This window comes from uncultured Methanobrevibacter sp., assembly GCF_902764455.1.
Taxonomy (GTDB): Archaea; Methanobacteriota; Methanobacteria; order Methanobacteriales; family Methanobacteriaceae; genus Methanocatella.
In genome coordinates, this window is record NZ_CACWVY010000040.1 from 1 (window position 1) to 17,348 (window position 17,348).

The window sequence follows — 17,348 nt, forward strand, 5'->3', positions numbered from 1 at the left end:
ATTATTCAATATTGTTGAAAACGGTCGTGACAGATTCGCAAATTATAATTCAATAGGTATGTTTGTTAATACATTACCTTTATTGGTAGATTGTAAAAATCAAGATATAGACTCTTTTATGAATCATATGTTTGATAGAGTTTATGGCGTTATGAGATATAATTATTATCCGTTTAGGTTATTGGCTAATAAGTATGATATAAATTCAAATATTCTTTTCCAATTTATCCCAGAATGGATTAAAGATACCAGTAATTTTGAGGATGTTTATGATAATGACATATTAAGCAATATGGCTGACGTAATTGCTGATTTAACTGTGGAAATTATCCAAAGGGATGATGATTATATTTTAAGCGTTCTTTATTCAGATAAATATTCCCGTGACTTTATTAATCATTTTGTTGAATCTTATAAATTGATTTTGCATGGCATGTTGAATTCAGATGATTTAGGTGATATCAGTTATATTTCTAGCAAGGATTTGGTTCTTTTAGATGAGATTAATGAAACTAGTCACGATTTATATTATTCTGATATTTTAGATGCTTTTAATGATAATTTATCCAAATATCCGAACAATAAGCTTGTCTTAGCCGATAATGTTTCATATACTTATGCTGAAGCAGCTTTCTTAATAGATAAAATTCAAAAATTGTTAATTGATAATAATATTGGATCCAATGATACCGTTTCTGTATTTGTTGAACGTAATCATTGGGTATTGCTATCTAATCTTGCCGTTTTATCAGTTGGCGCTTCCTATGTCCCAATTGATGAAAACCATCCTATTAACCGTATGAAATATATGGTTGAAAATTCCAACTCAAAAGCAATCATTACTACAAATCATTTCCAAAATCGTGTGGATGAAATCATTGAAGAACTGGATTCAAACCCAACGGTCATTAATGTTTCATCATTATCTGAGAGTGTGGGAGAGTTAAATAACTTAACTTATCATAATCCAACAGATAATGATGTGGCATGTATTTTATTTACTTCAGGTACAACTGGAAATCCGAAAGCTGTGCAGGTGGGCAGACATTCAATTGCCAATATGGTTTCATACTATCAGCATAATTCCAATTTCACTTCTGATGATGTTTATGGCGTTTTCGCATCTGTCGGTTTTGATGTTTCTCTACAACATTATGTTGCTCTTTTAACTGGAGGATCTGTTATCTGGATTCCAAATGACATTAAATTAAATATTAGAAAATTAAATGAATATTTCATAAAGTATGGAGTAACCCATACAATTATCACCACTCAGGTTTCTAAATTATTCGTCCAAAGTATTGATTATACCTCCATCAAGAATTTATGTGCAGTAGGGGAAAAATTAGGTGCTGTAACACCGCCGGAAAATTATGCATTTATTGATGTCTATGGCCCGACAGAAGCGACATCATCCATGACTTCAATTAATGTTAGAGATAAAATCGATGATTCTTCAGTGGGCGGTCCCGATTGGAATACAAAAATCTATGTTTTGGATTCACATCAAAGAAGAGTTCCTTTCGGTGCAGTAGGAGAATTATATATCTCCGGTTATCAAGTAAGTAAAGGATATTTAAACAATCCTGAAGCAAACAGAAAAGCATTCTTCACCAATCCATTTGATGGCGAAATTCAAGGTTATGAAACAATGTATAAAACAGGTGATGTCGTACGTTTATTGCCTGATGGAACTGTTGGTTTTATTGGAAGAAATGATTCGCAAGTTAAGATTAGAGGAAACCGGGTAGAACTATCTGAAATAGAATCTGAAATTCGTAAAATAGACTATGTCACTGACATTACTGTACAAACAATAAAACACGATGCAAATAATGAAATTGTTGCTTATGTTGTTGTAAACAATGATTTGGATGAAATAGAGTTGAAAAATTCAATTTGCGACCATGTTTCTAAACATAAACCTGAATACATGGTTCCATCATATGTTATCAAATTAGATGAGATTCCATTAAATGTTAACGGTAAAGTAGATAAGCGTGCTTTACCTGATGTTGATAGGGATAGTTTATATGCAGAATATGTGGCTCCAAGAGATGAAAATGAAAAAGAAATCATTAAAGCTTTTGAAAAAGCATTGGATTTAGATAAAATTAGTATATATGATGATTTTATTCGTTTAGGTGGGGATTCATTAATTGCAATAAAGCTGTTAAATTATATTGAATCTGATGATATTACTATAGCAGATATCTTTACTTTCCGCACTCCTGAAGCAATTGCAAGAAATATGTCTGAACTTTCTTTTGATTTGGACATTTATTCTTTAGAAGAGGGTTGTCCATTGAATTCAGCACAAATTAACGTATTTGCTGATGTAAATATTTATAATAAAGTTAATGCTTACCATATTCCCAACTATATTTCTATTTCCAAGAAATATGGTCTTGAAAAAATAATTGATTCTTTAGATAAATTATTAGATATGCATCCTATTTTAAGTACACATTTAAGTGAGAGGTATGAAACAAATGACAAGGATATATCCAATTCTGATCTGCTTAAGGATTTAATAACTACAGTTAAAAAATTCGGAATAAAAGAAATCATGAATATAATTAAGAAATATGGAATAAGAGATGTAAAAGGCCTTTATAAAATGATTAAGACTACTATAAAATTATTTAAAGAGGAATATCCGTATTTGGTAATGGGAGAAAAACCTCCAATTTCAATAGAATCCAAACTTGATAAAAATATTCTTATTGATTTCTTTGCTGAAAGCTTTGATTTGTATAATTATCTGTCTAAGTTTATGATTGTTGAATCTGAAGAATCATATTACTTATTTTATATGGTTCACCATATAATTTTTGATGCTATATCCGCCGGCGTATTCAAACATGATTTCATGACTCTTCTTGATGGAGGCAGCATTGGTTTTGATGATACCTTTTTAAAATCATCCGCTTTCACACATCAAATAAAAAATACTGAAAAATTCGATGAAGCAGCTGAATTTTATCTGCCTATGCTGTCAAATCTGGATGATGTGGGCATTTTGCTAGAAGATAATCCATCAGCTAAAGGATATAACATATCATCCTATGATTTGGAATTTGATAATATGGCATTTAAATCATTTTTACGTAATGCTGGAATTAGTGAAAATGTATTGTTCACCAGTGTATTTTCTTATGCTTTATCCCAATTCGTAAAAGGCAATAAAGTCATATTTACAATGATTGAAAATGGGCGTGACCGATTCAGTGAAAATTTCATAGGTATGACTTCCAATGTAATGCCGATGGTTATAGACTGTAAAGATCAATCCATTAATTCATATGTGGGTGATGTCGCAGATACTGTTTATGGAGTATTGAGGCACAGTTATTATCCGATTTTATTACTTTATCAGAAATATGATTTTGAAGTGAATATATTATTCCAATTTGTTCCTAATTGGATTGCGGATGAGTTTATAGAAGATGTAAACAGTATTAAAGATATGGACTCCGAAGAAATTACGAATTATGTCCTTAATAACTTCAGCGATTATCTCACGGAGTTCTTTGTTCAGGTTTACCAAAACGGTGATGATTATACCTTATTTATTACACATTCAAAAAAATATTCCGATAAACTGGTTGAAGATTTCAAAAACATGTTCATATCAATTTTATCCAACATCATCAATGCAGACATATCTTCCGATTTGAGCGACATCTTAAAATAATTTTGATTTTAGAAGTCAGTATATGATGACATATGCAGTAAATAGATTTAAATGCAAAAATGGATCAGAAAGTATTAAATAGCAGGAGAATTGTTTATACGTTAAAATAATTATTTTAGAGCACCTAAAATAATTTTAAACATATTTGATTAGGAATTGAAATTATTATATGTCTATCCAAAAGTTTTTTTAATTTTGTGAAAAATTATCCCCCCATAAATCCTCTTTTTCCACATTGCTTGTTGTGATATCATTGCAAATCATCCCCAGCAATATAGTTATTTGCTTCACGTGAATTATATGTCCTTCTTAAAATTTTCCCCCAAAAAATATATGCTATGATTTAATGAGTACAATTTTACTGAGTGGCTTCAACAAGCTTTAAATAGATTGCAATTTATATATTATTCCTTGAAAAGGCCTCAATTTAAGATACATTTGGAAGGAGGTAGATAATCATGAAAATATTTTTTATCAGGATTATTTATTAATCATTTCGGTTTCATCCCATGACTGTTTTGGTGTTCTTTCCATGCTCTCAAAAGGAGGTGAGAATATAGAGTTAATTTTCTTCTTAATAGAAACATATTGTTTTAACATCAGGACATTATTGATTCTATTGAAATGAGATAGATAATAACTCAATTTTTCATCCCCATAGAGGTAATTAAATACAAACAAGTCAATGAGGGTCTGGAAACTTATGTTTCATGAGGTCTTTTCTCCAGAGGCAGCCACTATTTAGTTACCTCCCCATATTAGTTAAGCTTATATATTCAAACTAACAATAAAATTAAACAAGAGATTGCTATTAAGTAAATCTCTATTGAGAGCAAATGTATATATTTAATGTCTATGGGATATTGTGGAGATTTATTTCTCTACAAGGACATTAATTTGCTTTTTTTATTTTAAATGTTTTTATCATAAATTGTTAAATTAATTTATCTATTTTTATCTTATTAATTTTCTTATACATTATCCCAATTCGTAAACAGCATTAAAGTCCTGTTTGTAACAACTGAAAATGGAAGACAGATTCAACGAAAACTTCATATGCTAACCCCCAACGTAATGCCAATAGCTATAGACTGTAAAACAAGTATTCCGATAAACTGGTTGAAGATTTCAAAAGCATGCATATCAATTTTATCCAACATTATCCCTGCAGACATATCCTCCGATTTGAGCGATACCTTAAAATAATTTTTGGATTTAAGAAATTAAAACTTGTGAATAAAATATATTTAACCAGAGAAAAGTGGGATTGAAAATCATGACTTTTTAGGATTCTGTTTTGTAAATATCACGGCAAGCCCAACGACAATAACAGAAATAACTACATCCACAATTATTTCAGCGAAGTTCATACTTTCAAATAAGTTCACAACTCCAAATATCCAAACAACAATTAAAATAATCGGCAATAAATATTTTATTATAAAAATCCATGATTTTCCAACTTTAATAGTTGAAAATTCATTCAACACAGGTATAACCTTTTCAACTCCATAAAACCAACCGAAGATTATTGCCTGAATACCAATCAAAATCAATATTCCAAAATTATTTACAAATTTATCAACGATTTCCACCAAATAGCTGCTGATTCCTGTTGAGAAAATAACTGTACCTATACCTGCAACAATTACGAGAATTGTAACTCCTTTTTTACGGCTCCAACTAAATTTATCGCACAAAGATGAGAGCAATGGTTCAAAAAGTGCGAAGGCAGAAGTGAAACCTGCGAATAATATTGATAAAAATAACAATGGAGCGATAATATGTCCCATTATTCCCATCGAATTGAATATCTGTGGAAATACAATAAATATTAATCCAGTACCTTGAGTAATTAATTCATCCATTGGTATTGATGATGCCATTGACATATATCCCAGTATTGAAAATACTCCAAAAGCTATAAAAATTTCATATAATGAGTTTGCAATAACAACAATTAACACTTCGTCGACCAATTTTGTATTTTTGGGAAGATAACTTGCATATGTGTATACCATTGCCTGACCAATACTTAAAGAGAATATACTTTGCCCAAATGCTGCAAGCCATACATTTATATTTAAAAGTGCAGACCAATTAGGATTAAGCAATGTGGCTATTCCCATATTAAATCCAGGCAATGTAAATGCATAAACAAAAACAAATATCATTATGATAAATAATAATGGAATTAAAACAGATGATAATTTACCGATTCCTTTAACATCTTTAATGGACACTACCCAAAAGACAGTCCATAATATCAATGTACAAATTAGAGTAGGAAATATTATAGTTGTAAAAGATGCTAAATTTGAGCTTCCCCCTACATAACTTGTAAAAAAGGATGCAGGGTCATTTCCCCATCCGAAATTAAAACTGTTCAGCAGATATGCGAAATCCCACCCCAATATAATCATATAATAAATTACAACGATGAAGACAAAAAGAACCAGCATCCAAGCTATTATTTCAAATTCCGGGCGAATACTATGCATCAAATTTGAAAAGCTTTTCTTAAAACTGAATCCCAGCCCATATTCTAAAATTAAAAATGGAATTCCCATGACCAAAATTGCAATTACATAAGGTATGAAAAATGATCCTCCACCATTGGAATAAAGTACGTAACTAAACCTCCAGATATTGCCTATTCCTATAGTTAGACCAATCATGGCCATTATAAATGTAAATACTGAATTCCATTGAGATGTTTGAGACATTTTACCACACTATTCAATAATTAAAAAATATGACTAAATTATATATTAATATTTTAGTTTAATAATTAAATAATGTTTTGTTAAAAATTTATGACATTTTTGAAATAATAATCTAATCCGTAAACCTTCAGATATAAAATCTGATTCCACAATTTCCTAATTTAATATTGAAAAATACTTTCCGCATAATTCGCAAAAAACAAACCAGGTGTTTGTAAATTACAAACACCACAAAACCTATTTAAAAAAAAACAGTTAATATCCTTCGCCGTCATAATTTGAAGCATCATCATAGATTTCTTCATCCCAGTAATTATCCTCTATATAATCATCCATTTTTTGGTTTAAACCCCAATTATGATTATCATAATAATTATATGCATCGAAACTGGAACCTGTGCTTACAACATTAACGTCCTGGCTTTCAAAAGCAGAATTATATTTTTTATCCCCATCAAATTCAACTTTAACATTATACCAGCCAGGAGCATATTTTACTCGGATAAGATTATTGTATGGTTTATATTTCCACTCATAATTCCCATTAGAATCTGTAATCGTATAACGAATTTTTCCGCTGCTTTTTATATCTTTTCCATGGCTATCAACAAGTTTAATTAAAATTACTCCTTTTCCGTTTAACCATTTGTCAGTCGAAATTTTAACATTGACGTTTTCTTTTGCAAAGGCAGGACTTGTAATGAATACAAGACCAATAGCCACAATTGCTAAAATGATGATGATTTTTCTATCCATAAGTATCACTGTGTATAATTTGTTAAATAATAATATTTAAAGATATCCACTGAAATAGAATAGAAACAATAATTCCAAATCATTACAATTTTGTAAAATCGGTGTAAACATACCCAATAGCTTCAACAAGGTTTATATTATAGTTTGTTCAATGAATAGCTATGATAGAATTAATAATTGCTTGTTTTATAGGTATTTTAATCGGAACCACAACAGGAATGATACCTGGAATACATGTCAACACGGCCGGAGCAATTTTATTTGCTTCATCAACATTTCTTTTAACATTCCTATCACCAGAGTTTCTGTGCGTCCTAATGGTTTCGATGTCAATTGCACATGCACTTATCGAATTTGTTCCATCAATGCTTTTGGGAGTCCCCGAGGAAGGAACTGCAACTTCAATTCTTCCAGGGCACAGAATGGTATTGCAGGGAAGATCAAAAGAAGTCATAAGAATAGTATCTGTCGGAGGTTTTGGAGCAATTATTGTTACAATACTAATGCTTCCAGCTTTTGCAATTATTCTTCCGGCTCTGCATGATATTTCAAAACCGTTTACATGGATGATATTGCTTTTTGCATCAGTTTATCTAACATATAGCTTAACGAATTCAAGAAGAGACTTTTTATGGTCATTATTGCTGTTTATACTCTCCGGAATTTTAGGATGGATTATTTTTCAAACCCCAATTTCCTCAGGAGTAACGTTAATGTGCACTTTTTCAGGACTATTTGGAATCAGTACGATACTTTTCAGCCTGAATGAATCCTCAACAATACCTCATCAAAATCAATTTTATGAACTGGATCTGGATTTTAACAAATATAAAAGCATATTTGCCGGAGGAATAACTGGAGCCATTTTAGGATTTCTTCCAGGCTTTGGACCTGCTCAGGGAACAGTAATAGCACAAACAGCAAGCGGTGCAAGTGATAATGATGATGACGATACGGTAAACTTTCTGCTTGCAACATCAGGACTGAATGTTTCGGACTGTCTTTTTTCATTAATTGCAATCTACATTATCGGAAATCCAAGAAGTGGAATAGCTGTTTACATGTCTTATCTAATATCTGAAATGAACCTGAACCATTTAGTCATATTCATTTTTGCATCACTTATTGCTGTTTCTGTATCTCTGGTTTTGTCCTTAAAATTAGGAGATTCATTTTCCAAACTAATGAGCCATGTGGATTATAAAAAACTGTCAATTGGAGTGATATTACTTCAAATACTGATATTATATGTTTTTATCTTTTATTACCAAGCACCTATCGGCTACATGACACTGGCTTTAATTACATCAACTGCGATGGGAATGCTGCCTCATTATTTGGGAGTCGGCAAGTCCCATCTTATGGGAATCCTGATTATACCCGCAATTGTTATCTATATGCAGATGTTTATTTAAAAAAAATAGTTTAGATAATTACCACATTATCTGCTATTTTTTCTGCCTTTTGTTGAATTTCAGAAACATCCACCCCAGGAAATGCATCAATGACACATAAATCAACATGCCCTACATCCAAGTTTTCAAATGCCTCATTGAATATTTCAAAATTATCCCCAACATTATTTATTTCAAGATTGTTTTTTAGCGCATCAATCATTTCCGGATTTATATCATTGAATATAACTTTTTCAAAGCCATATTTCAACAGATAAATTCCAAGTGCTCCAAGACCACACATTGCGTCAAGGGCAATGCCTTTTTTAATGTCATTGTTATTAAGGTAGTTATGCAGTCTAACCAGCTTATCTTCACTAGTCATTGCGACTTCAATATGGTGTTTTGATTGTTTTTTAACCAAGATTACCTTTTCACCAAGCAAGGTTCTCATAACGTTTATTTGAGTGTCGTCACCTTCAAGAATTTCAAAATGCCTAATCTCAGATTCCATGTCAATTTGACCTACGACATTTTGAGGGCTTCCTTTCAATACACATTTTACTTCAGGAACTTCCGAAATTAATCTGGAAGCAGTTTCAGGTGTAAAATCATTGTGAAGTAAAATCAAGGAATTTTCTTGTATAAACTGAGGATTCAGATTGCTGTAGTAAAAGTCCGCCAAAGGAACCGGAGAGTTGCGCCGGAGTGTGGCAGTTTCACCTACAATTCCAGATTCAATCATGATTTTCAAAATATGACTCATCACAATATCCAATGGTCTTTTTCCACATTCACACCTCATGTAATCCCCATCATAGTCATCGAAGTTTATTAAATCTTTCAAAGGGGAAAACTTTTTAATTTGGACATCCCTACATTTTTCACATTCATTAAGCGATTTAATTTTTTCATCTACATCAATAATAAAATCACCCCAAAATTGCTTTTACAATATTGAATTGTTTTTAATCAGTTATAATGCTTTCGATTGAAATAAAAACTTTATTAATGAGCATTACAAATCTTATAATGTGTTAAAAATTCTTTAATGGTGAAAATATGAGCAATAATGACATTATACCACAATATGACGTAGTCAGACAAAATTACACCCCCCAGGAAAAAATTCTTCTTGGAGAACTTCGAGAAAATTTAGTGGATTTAGCTATATCATCCGGCGAAAATTTCCAGCCAAATGAGATGAAGCTATTAAATGACATTAAGAGTTTCTTATTCATAAGACTTAGAGAAAATAATGAAAATTATGACATCTCAAATGAATATTTAGATAGCTTAGCACACAAGCTGCTCAGAGATATTATCGGATACGGTGAAATTGATCCACTAATTCAGGATGACAACTTAGAAGAAATCATGATAAATGGAATTGACAAACCCGTGTTTGTTTATCACAGAAAATACGGAATGATGAAAACAAACATCACATTCAGCGATGAAAAGGAACTGACTGACCTGATTGACTCAATTGCAAGACAAATCAACAGAAGAATCGACCAGGAATCTCCGATTTTAGATGGCAGACTGATTGACGGTTCAAGAATCAATGCAACAATCCCCCCAGTATCTCCAGACGGACCTTCACTGACAATCAGGAAATTTAAAAAAGATCCGCTCACAATAATTGATTTAATAAAATCAAAAACAATTTCAATTGAGTTGGCGGCATTTTTATGGTTGTGCATTGACGGACTTGGAGTGAAATCAGCAAATGCAATCATATCCGGAGGAACCAGTTCCGGAAAAACCACAACATTAAATGCACTGTCATCTTTTATTAACCCAAAAGAAAGAATCATTACCATTGAAGATACATTAGAGCTTCAAATTCCTCACGAACATGTAATAAGAATGGAAACAAGACCTGCAAACGTTGAAAATAAGGGAGAGTTAACAATGAATGATCTTGTCAAGAATTCCTTAAGGCAGCGCCCTGACAGAATAATTGTTGGAGAAGTAAGAGCCGATGAAGCAATTACTCTTTTTACAGCATTAAATACAGGACATTCCGGATTTGGAACATTACATGCAAATGATGCTCGAGAAACAATAACAAGACTGACAAACGAACCTATGTCTGTTCCGGAAATAATGATACAAGCAATTGATTTTATCATAATGCAGAACAGAATATATGCCCCCTCAGGCGTATCCTACAGAAGAATAAGTGAAGTTGCAGAAATTGTTGGAATTGAGGAAGGCGTCGTCCAGCTAAATAAAATATTTCAATGGAATCCCGAAACCGACAAGATAGACAATGTAAGCATTTCAAGCAAAACCCTGTCACAGATTGCTACTCTAAGCGGAAGATCAATAAATGAACTCCACAAAGAAATTGAAAAAAGAGAAATTGTGTTAAAACACATGGTAAAATATAATATTCGCTCCGTTAATGACGTGAAAAGCATACTGGATTTGTACTACAAGGATAGTGACAAGGTACTTACCAGAATCATTTCCAACGGAGGCATATCATGCTAGACAAATTTTTTATCATAATAGGGGAAAGTGCGTTGTCTTTAATCTATTCTGTTAAAAATTTTTCTCTTAAACATGAAAACAATGCAGATAAAGAACAAAACAATGAAATAATAAAAAAAATATTTTCCAGACTAAATTTAGAACCTGAAAACAAAACCTCTCAAAAAGAAAAGAATCTTTTGGACAAAATAAGGGAACGGTTAATGGAATCAATGTTTAAAAAATCAACAATAATTTTACTTGCAATATTAGCGGGAATTCTACTGATTGTATCGCCTGCAGAAATAATGGGGATATTTTTAACAACAATTGCAATGCTTTACATATTCATTTTATATTATCCCCAAATTAAAAACCAGCGAAGTTATTCCGATTTAAATCAGGAACTTCCCTATGCCCTGCGACATATGGGAATAGAATTAAAATCCGGAAAAGGCCTGCATGATACCCTGATAACAATTAAAGATGCAGATTACGGAACCTTTTCAAAAGAGCTCAATAGGGTTTTAGAAGAGGTTAAATTTGGAAAATCAACTGAAGACGCACTTTTGGAAATGTCAAAAAGAGTTAAATCTGAAGGACTCGCTAGAGCAGTGCACCAGCTAATAGGCACATTAAGAGTTGGAGGAAACCTGGCAAACAGCCTAGACATTATCGCCAAGGACATTTCCTTTGACATGCAAATCAAATTAAAGGAATATTCGCAAAAATTAAATTCTTTTATTTTAATTTATACATTTATAGCCATATTGGCACCGGTGATAAGTTTAATAATGCTTATGGCAAGTTCTACAGTTATGGGCGATTTAATTTCATCCAATATGTTAATGTTAATATATGCAGTATTCTTCCCGATGATTGTGATGTTTATGGGAGTCTTTATGAAAAAATTAGAGCCAAAAATATAAATAAAAAGGAATTCAACCAAAGAAGGTTTCAATTCCTTTTGAAGCCAGTAATCCTACGAATGCTCCTTGCTGGTCCATGATAATATTTCCTTTAGAATATTGATCAATAGCTGCGTTTACCATACCTGATTTAATTTGAGGATCTTTTGCTTTATTCGCCGCTGCTTTAACAACATCAAGAACAGCTTGACCTCTAGAAACACCTTGACCCCAATCCTCTTCACGAATAATATCAATAGCACTAGCAGTAGTGTTTTTTCCACTAACATTCAATGGACCTGCAGCACCAAGTACTGCATCCAATGCTTTGGTATTTACAGCAACAACCGAATCAACTTTCTTATTAGTATTATATTCTACAATTTCCTTAGCAAGCTGCATACATTTGGCATTGTCTGCTTCCCAGAATGCATCATGAAGCAACAACCTAGGACCGGCACCCTGTGATTGAGCTTCTGCAGGTTCAGAAGCAGTAGGGTGTGTCAAACCTCCAGGATAAACCGCAGTATAATTTTTTAAAGTACCATTATCCAATGTAACAATAAAACACATGTCACAAGCACCCATTCCGGGCCTAGATTCACTTTCATCAATTGCACAAACCAAAATATTTCTAGTTCCATCTGAAAGTTCACTATTATGGCCGATAAATAGTGCTCCCGCAATTATTGCCACAAGCGCTATAAGAACAAGAATTATGATAGCAATAATTAATTTTTTTGTCCTATCCATAATAATTCCCCACTTTGTTTAATTAAATATAGGTATCTAATTTATTGTACTTAAATATATTAGATATTGAAAAAAAGCAGGATATAAAACACAATGTCAAATAAATGTTTCAAAAATCAGAATTATGAAATTAAATATGAAAAACATATTTAATTTCAAGAGAGTAGTTATATGTGTCTACTAAATTGAAAAGAGAGTTAAAACAATTTAGTATAGGTTTAAAAATAGTGAAATTCCACTATTTAAGGGAGTCGAATAATGTTTTGATGTTTATTTTGGAGAGTTATAAACATCTTATTCGTTTTTGGAAAATAATGAGTTATTTTCCCAAATATCAAATTAGAAATTGTGAAAACTAACTTAATATTCATTTTTTGGAGAGTACATCTTATTATTGACTAATAATATGTTTTGTTTAAAGTGAAAATTTAGGTATACCTAAATTCATGTCACTTGTATTAAAGTTTGTTTTCATAGTATATAAAGCTTTCCATATTTTTAGGCATACCTAAAAAAATGATATTTTTGAAATAGATCATCCAAAGATACTTTGAATACAGACATGTTTAAACCACCTCCATATTATAAGCAGCGAATTTGCAAAATACCTTAACTTCCATGTTGGAAACGAATTGCATTATTAAATTAAAAATCCAATCAAAAAAAAAAAGTACAAGTGAGAAAAATATAATCTCACTTATTTAATTGATATTTTTACTGATTTACTTGCTGCTGCATAAGTTTTGTCACCTGAAAACTTAATGATAGTTAAAAATTTACCCCTTTTGGTAATTTTAAGATTAAAGGTTGCTTGACCTTTAGCGTTTATTTTCGCTGTGTAGGTTTTACCATTTATTTTCAGTGTTACTTTCTTACCAGCACTTAAGTAAACTTTACCATCTCTTGAGTTACATTTTTGTGTTTTTAAGGTTACTGTGTATTTTTTGGTTTTTGCACTTGTTTTGTAGGTTTTTGCACTTGCTGTGATTGTTATTGGTTTTTTCTGGATGTCATAACTGAATGCGACAAATGTAGCATTGTGTTTTTCATCGCCAAGATATGACATGGCACAGAGTGCTTCCTGAGCTACCTGAGTATTAATACCAATAAATACTATACCATTTTCATCAGTAGTTCTATTTAGAATAACTGTTTTATATGCAAACTGAACAGACGCATTAACGATAGGATTACCGTTGGAGTCAGTTAACAGGAATAAATTGGTCTGACCAATTTCACCAGCAGGACTATCAACAGCATAGGTTTTAATCGAAATACCTTCAGTAACGTTAAATTTACTGCCCAACCTAGATTCTGAAGCAACATCAACTTTTATTGAAATATTAACTCCTTCTAAACTATCATTTCCAGCATAACTAAGTGAAACAACCTCTTTGTTTTTAGCATAAATGGTGAATGAACCATCCGCTGCGGTTTTTACAGTGGCTGTTTCATTTCCAACAACATAAGTAACATCAACATTTGAAACTGGGTTGCCTTCACTATCTTTCAATACAGCATTAATAGTTAAGTCACTGTTAAGTGAGATATAGGTAAATTCAGTTACAACTTTAGGTATGATTACTTCACCTTCAACTTTAAAGCTAGAAGCACTGTGAGTAGGAGCGTGAGTTTCATCACCAGGATATACTACAACAATACTGTGGTCACCTGCAGATAAATTATCTAAAGTAACACTAACAGAACCGTTTACTAAAGGAACAACAGTTTCATTGCCATCAACAATGACAGAAATACTGCCGGTTGCATCAGGAATAACTACATCAACAGTAGCATTGTCACCAGCTTTAATATCACCAGGAACATTAATTGTAGCGTTAGTTTTAAGCTTATTTACTATGAATGAAACGGAATCTCCAGTTGGATAGTATTTTTCATCACCCGAATAATAAATATTCGCATTTTTATTTCCAACTTTTAAATCCGGAATAGTTATTGTTGCTTTTCCATTTTTAACTGGCACAATATAATTTTTACCATCAACATTAACAGTTATGTTGCCTGTTGCATCAGCAGGTAAAGTTACAACGATTATTTCATCATCACCCGCATCAATATCAGCAGCATTAATACTAATTGTAGCATTCACACCATTAACATTGAATTCATCAGATATACTGACGCTTCCATAATTCTTATCTCCATTATAGACAACAGTTACGAGATATGATCCAGCAGCCAAATTATATAAATTCAATGTTGAGTTTAATTCAACTGCTTGGGTGATGCCATTAACAGTGACATTTACAGTACCAGGAATATCACTTGTAATGATTATGGCTTCAACATCACCGTAATCAATATCTGAAACATTCAATGTAATGTTTGGAGTGAATTTTGCAACATTAACATTGATTGAAGACAAATTAGAGTTGTGATTCAAATCACCTGGATAACTGACAGTGACTACATAATCACCCGCATCTAAAACACCCAAATTAAGTTCAGCAAAATGATTTTTAACAACAACAATTGTCGAATAATCACCAATTGTGAAATTAAATTCACCATCAATACTGGAATAAATAACACATTTAACCTCCTCAGGATAAACCACATCAAAGGCAACAACAATCAAATTAATATCCGCTTTAGAAACAGTAAACGGAGCAGCAGTAATGTTATTTTCATAATTCTCATTCACATATTCAACAGCAATATCATAACTGCCAGCATCTAAAGCAATTTCAACATTACCATTACCATCTACAACACCAACAATGAATCGTTTATCACCGACAACAACAGCATATTCACCATCAACATCGGCAACGACAACAATATTGGAAACTTCACCATAAATAACATCAGAAGAATAAACTAAAACATTATTAACAGCCTTATCCACAATTATTGCAATGCTGTCACTAGCCGGAGCATAATTACCATCACCAGAATAATTAGCATAAATCACATAACTTCCAGCATTCAAACCAGACAATACAAATGACTCATTAACACCAACAACCTTAATGATAGTACCGTTAGCAAAGCTATAGGTTACACTACCAGTTGCATCACCCGGAAGACCTTGAGCAATCTCAACAGCACCACCATAAGTAATTCCAGTGGAATTAGCAATAATGTTGAAGTTAGTACCAGTTTGAGTAACTTTAAAGGCAGTTTCATTATTTGCAGAGTTGTAATTATCGTCACCCAAGAAGCTTACATAAGCAACATAGTTACCGACATTTAAAATTCCAACATCAAAACTACCCACACCATCCTTAACAATGACTGGAGTTTCATAATTACCGATGACAACCTTATACTCACCATCGATACTGGCAAAGACATTACCATTAACATTAGCAGTATAAACCTTATCTAAAACCTCAATACTCACAGTGACATCTACTTTAGAAACAGATACTGCAATACTATCCTGAGCAGGAGCATAGTTACCATCACCACTGTAATTTGCATAAACCACATAAGATCCGGCATTCAAACCAGACAATACAAATGACTCATTAACACCAACAACCCGAATAACAGTACCATTAGCAAAACTATAGGCCACACTACCAGTTGCATCACCCGGAAGACCCTGAGCAATCTCAACAGCACCACCATAAGCAATTTCAGTGGAATTAGCAATTATGTTGAAGTTAGTACCAGTTTGAGTAACTTCAAAGGCAGTCTCATTATAATTAGGATTATAATTGTCATCACCCAAGAAACTTACAGATGCAGTATAATTACCTACACTTAATATTCCAACATCAAAACTACCCACACCATCCTTAACAATTACTAGGGTTTCATAATTACCGATAACAACTTTGTACTCACCATCCACACTAGCAAATACAATACCACAAACATCAGCAGAATAAACCTTATCTAAAACCTCAACTGTCAAAGCAACATCCGCTTTAGAAACAGTAAACGGAATAGAAGTCACATTATTCTCATAATTATCATCCACATAAAGGTCATAACGACCCGCATTTAAAGCAACATCAACATCACCCTCACCATTTACAACATCAGCAATTAACCTTTTACCCCCAACAATAACGGCATATCTGCCATCAACATCAGCATTAACAATAATTGTAGCGTTTTCACCATAAACAACATCAGAAGCATAAACTAAAACATCATTAACCACTTTGCCAACAGTTATTGTTATACTGTCACGAGCAGGAGCATAGTTACCATCACCAGAGTAATTTGCATAGACCACATAAGATCCGGCATTCAAACCAGACACCACAAATGACTCATTAACACCAACAACCTGAATAACAGTGCCATTAGCAAAACTGTAGGTTACACTGCCAGTTGCATCACCAGGAAGACCCTGAGCAATCTCAACAGCACCACCATAAGCAATTTCACTAGAATTAGCAATTATGTTGAAGTTAGTACCGGTTTGAGTAACTTCAAAGGCAACATCAAAACTACCCACACCATCCTTAACAATAACTGGGGTTTCATAATTACCAATAACTACTTTGTACTCACCATCAGCACTGGCAAATACAATACCATTAACATCAGCAGTATAAACCTTATCTAAAACCTCAACTGTCAAAGCAACATCCGCTTTAGAAACAGTAAACGGAATAGAAGTCACATTATTCTCATAATTATCATCCACATA

General features: G+C 32.5%; 10 protein-coding genes. 5 read left to right on the forward strand and 5 right to left on the reverse strand.

Annotation, left to right across the window (positions count from 1 at the left end):
* Together QZU75_RS10715 and QZU75_RS10720 are read left to right on the forward strand one after the other, a co-directional pair.
* On the forward strand, window positions 1–3,697 hold a 3,697-nt coding region (locus QZU75_RS10715; protein WP_296883662.1), incomplete at its 5' end, for an AMP-binding protein.
* Between the two features lie 1,056 nt (window positions 3,698–4,753).
* The gene (locus QZU75_RS10720; protein ID WP_296883663.1) at window positions 4,754–4,903 is read left to right on the forward strand and encodes a hypothetical protein; all 150 of its coding nucleotides are present in this window, start codon (window positions 4,754–4,756) and stop codon (window positions 4,901–4,903) included.
* 68 nt (window positions 4,904–4,971) lie between these two features.
* Here the strand turns inward: QZU75_RS10720 and QZU75_RS10725 are convergent, their stop codons facing one another.
* Both QZU75_RS10725 and QZU75_RS10730 read right to left on the reverse strand, forming a co-directional pair.
* A complete protein-coding gene (locus tag QZU75_RS10725; RefSeq protein ID WP_296883665.1) occupies window positions 4,972–6,423 on the reverse strand; it encodes a sodium-dependent transporter in 1,452 nt (483 codons plus the stop codon).
* A 255-nt stretch (window positions 6,424–6,678) separates the two neighbouring features.
* Entirely contained in the window at window positions 6,679–7,179 is a 501-nt protein-coding gene (locus QZU75_RS10730) for a hypothetical protein (protein WP_296883667.1), read from the reverse strand.
* 161 nt (window positions 7,180–7,340) lie between these two features.
* Between QZU75_RS10730 and QZU75_RS10735 the strand changes: the two genes are divergently transcribed.
* The gene (locus QZU75_RS10735; RefSeq protein ID WP_296883669.1) at window positions 7,341–8,594 is read left to right on the forward strand and encodes a tripartite tricarboxylate transporter permease; all 1,254 of its coding nucleotides are present in this window, start codon (window positions 7,341–7,343) and stop codon (window positions 8,592–8,594) included.
* Window positions 8,595–8,604: 10 nt separating this feature from the next.
* On the opposite strand, the gene QZU75_RS10740 is transcribed toward QZU75_RS10735, so the two are convergent.
* The gene (locus tag QZU75_RS10740) at window positions 8,605–9,378 is read right to left on the reverse strand and encodes a methyltransferase domain-containing protein (protein WP_296883670.1); all 774 of its coding nucleotides are present in this window, start codon (window positions 9,376–9,378) and stop codon (window positions 8,605–8,607) included.
* Window positions 9,379–9,635: 257 nt separating this feature from the next.
* Here QZU75_RS10740 and QZU75_RS10745 point away from each other — a divergent pair, with 257 nt between their 5' ends.
* Both QZU75_RS10745 and QZU75_RS10750 read left to right on the forward strand, forming a co-directional pair.
* The gene (locus QZU75_RS10745) at window positions 9,636–11,075 is read left to right on the forward strand and encodes a CpaF family protein (protein ID WP_296883672.1); all 1,440 of its coding nucleotides are present in this window, start codon (window positions 9,636–9,638) and stop codon (window positions 11,073–11,075) included.
* A complete protein-coding gene (locus QZU75_RS10750) occupies window positions 11,069–11,983 on the forward strand; it encodes a type II secretion system F family protein (RefSeq protein WP_296883674.1) in 915 nt (304 codons plus the stop codon). Before QZU75_RS10745 ends, QZU75_RS10750 begins: the two co-directional genes overlap by 7 nt.
* 12 nt (window positions 11,984–11,995) lie before the next feature.
* On the opposite strand, the gene QZU75_RS10755 is transcribed toward QZU75_RS10750, so the two are convergent.
* Complete coding sequence (locus QZU75_RS10755) at window positions 11,996–12,715, reverse strand: DUF4012 domain-containing protein (RefSeq protein ID WP_296883676.1); 720 nt, start codon at window positions 12,713–12,715, stop codon at window positions 11,996–11,998.
* A 697-nt stretch (window positions 12,716–13,412) separates the two neighbouring features.
* On the reverse strand, window positions 13,413–17,348 hold a 3,936-nt coding region (locus QZU75_RS10760), incomplete at its 5' end, for an Ig-like domain-containing protein (RefSeq protein ID WP_296883677.1).